Below are 2,432 nucleotides of genomic sequence, written 5' to 3' on the forward strand. Positions count from 1 at the left end.
CGCCGCACGTCCGTGAGCGGTCCAGCCGGATCGTCAAGACCCGCGGGGTGCTGCAGGCCGCCGAGGTGGACGGCCCCCCGGACGCCCACACCCGGATCACGCTGCTCGGGGTGCGTGAGCCCGACCCGGGCGGGTCGGCCACGCCGCTCGGCCTGTACCGCCTGGAGCCCTCCACCGGGCGCACCCACCAGCTCCGCGTCCACATGAACGCGCTCGGCACGCCGATCCTCGGCGACGACCTGTACCCGCGGGTGCGGACGATCACGCCCGGCGACTTCTCCCACCCGCTGCAGTTGCTCGCGGAGACCATCGGGTTCACCGACCCCGTCTCCGGTGCCGAACGACGATTCAGGACCCGCAGGTCGCTCGAGGCGTGGCCGTCCGGGAAGGCCCGGTCGCAAGATCCGGGCCATCCCCCATCGGCACCCGCTCCGAACTCCTGCATGCTTTAGGTCGACCACCATGATCCAGGGGAGCAGATGACCACGCAGGCCGAGACCCAGCACCGGGCGGAGGGCGCGGATCTCGCAGCCGTCGCCACAGACCTCGTCATGACCTACGGCGAGGGCGAGACCGAGGTCCGCGCGCTGGACCACGTCAGCGCCTCGTTCGAGCGCGGACGGTTCACCGCGATCATGGGCCCGTCCGGCTCGGGCAAGTCCACGCTGATGCACTGCATGGCCGGCCTGGACCGGCCGACCTCGGGATCGGTGCGGGTGGGTGAGACCGAGATCGTGGGTCTGGCGGACAAGGAACTCACCGCGCTGCGCCGCGACCGGATCGGGTTCGTGTTCCAGTCCTTCAACCTCGTCCCCACCCTGACCGCCGAGGAGAACATCACGCTCCCGCAGGACATCGCGGGCCACGCCATCGACCGCGCGTGGTTCGACGAGGTGATCGGGCGGCTGGGGATCGCCGACCGCCTGTCCCACCGCCCCTCGGAGCTGTCCGGCGGACAGCAGCAGCGCGTCGCCTGCGCGCGTGCGCTGGTGGGGCGCCCGGACATCCTGTTCGGCGACGAGCCCACGGGAAACCTCGACTCCACCTCGTCGGCGGAGGTGCTGTCGATCCTTCGCAGTGCGGCGGACGATTTCCAGCAGACCGTCGTCATCGTCACCCACGACCCGCGTGCCGCGACCTACGCCGACCGCGTCCTGCTGCTCGCCGACGGCCGGGTCGTGCGTGAGCTCTCCCATCCCACGTCCGACGAGATCCTGGCGGCCATGGGCGCGCTCGAGGAGCGGTGATGGCCGCCCGCCACGCCGCTGGTCACGCCCCCAGCCATTCCCGGCCCATGCTCCGGGTGTCCCTGCGCAACATCGCGGCGCACAAGCTGCGACTGGTCCTGTCCGTCCTCGCCGTGGTGCTCGGCACCGCGTTCGTCACCGGTTCGCTGGTGTTCACCTCGACCCTCAAGAGCACGTTCGACGGCCTGCTCGACCAGGGCACGCAGGACCTGTCCGCGATGATCGAACCCGAAGATCCCCGGGGCGCCGGGGTGCCGTTCGAGGTCGCCGACCGCGCGCTCGGCCTGCCGGGCGTCGAGGCGGTCACCCCCGGGGTGACCGGCACCGTGGTGATGTTCAACTCCGACGGCACGCCCTATCAGTCGGGTGGCGCCCCGTCGGAGGGGCTGGAGTGGGTCGAGCCCGACCAGGCCGTCGGGAGCAGCAGCTGGATCTCGGACGGGCGCGCTCCGGCCGCGGACGGCGAGGTCGTCCTCCCCGAGTCGGTGTTGGACAACGCGGGGCTCTCGATCGGCGACTCCGCGCGGGTGTACACCACCTCCCAGGGGATGATCGACGTCACGGTCGTGGGCTCGTACTCCTCGGAGACCGACGTCGGCGGCTACGTCGGGGTCGGCTTCACCTCCGCACAGGCCCGCGCCCTGTTCACCGACGGGGAGAACGCCACCAACGTCGCCGTCCGTGCGGTCCCCGGCGTGAGCCAGGAGGAGATGCGCGACACGCTCGCCGCCGAGTTCCCCGAGTACGAGGTGAGCACGGGCGAGGAGGTCAAGGAGAGGCTCTCCGAGCAGCTGTCGACCATCCTGGACTTCGTCAACTACTTCTTCGTGGCCTTCGGCCTGATCGCGCTGCTCGTGGGCACGTTCATCATCTACAACACCTTCTCGATGCTGGTGGCGCAGCGGTTGCGCGAGCTGGCCCTGTTGCGGGCGATCGGCGCGACCCGCGGGCAGCTCACCCGGTCCGTGCTGGCCGAGGCCGCGCTGACCGGTCTGGTCGGCTCCGCGATCGGGGTCCTGGCCGGCTTCGGACTGGCCCGGGTCATCTTCGCCGTACTCGACGCCTTCGACCTGGGGATCCCCTCAGGGGCCCTGGCACTCACCCCGATGTCCGTCATCACCCCGCTGGTGCTGGGCTTCGTCGTCACCGTGTTCTCCGCCTGGGCGCCCGCCCGGCGCGCCGGAC

Annotated in this window: 2 protein-coding genes and 1 pseudogene; all 3 read left to right on the forward strand. The window is 71.1% G+C overall.

From position 1 onward, the window contains the following. Nucleotides 1–452: pseudogene (locus G6020_RS07850) on the forward strand (pseudouridine synthase); the annotation flags it as partial. Between the two features lie 27 nt (nt 453–479). After that, nucleotides 480–1,247 carry an ABC transporter ATP-binding protein gene (locus tag G6020_RS07855; protein WP_182610242.1) on the forward strand — a complete coding sequence of 256 codons (768 nt, stop codon included), beginning with the start codon at nt 480–482 and terminating at the stop codon, nt 1,245–1,247. Beyond that, nucleotides 1,247–2,432, forward strand: a 1,186-nt coding sequence (locus tag G6020_RS07860) for an FtsX-like permease family protein (RefSeq protein ID WP_241732619.1), incomplete at its 3' end; no start/stop codon positions are given. The genes G6020_RS07855 and G6020_RS07860, both read left to right, overlap by 1 nt.

Origin of the sequence: Dietzia sp. B19 (assembly GCF_014145155.1) — a bacterium.
In the GTDB taxonomy this organism is placed as follows: Bacteria; Actinomycetota; Actinomycetes; order Mycobacteriales; family Mycobacteriaceae; genus Dietzia; species Dietzia natronolimnaea.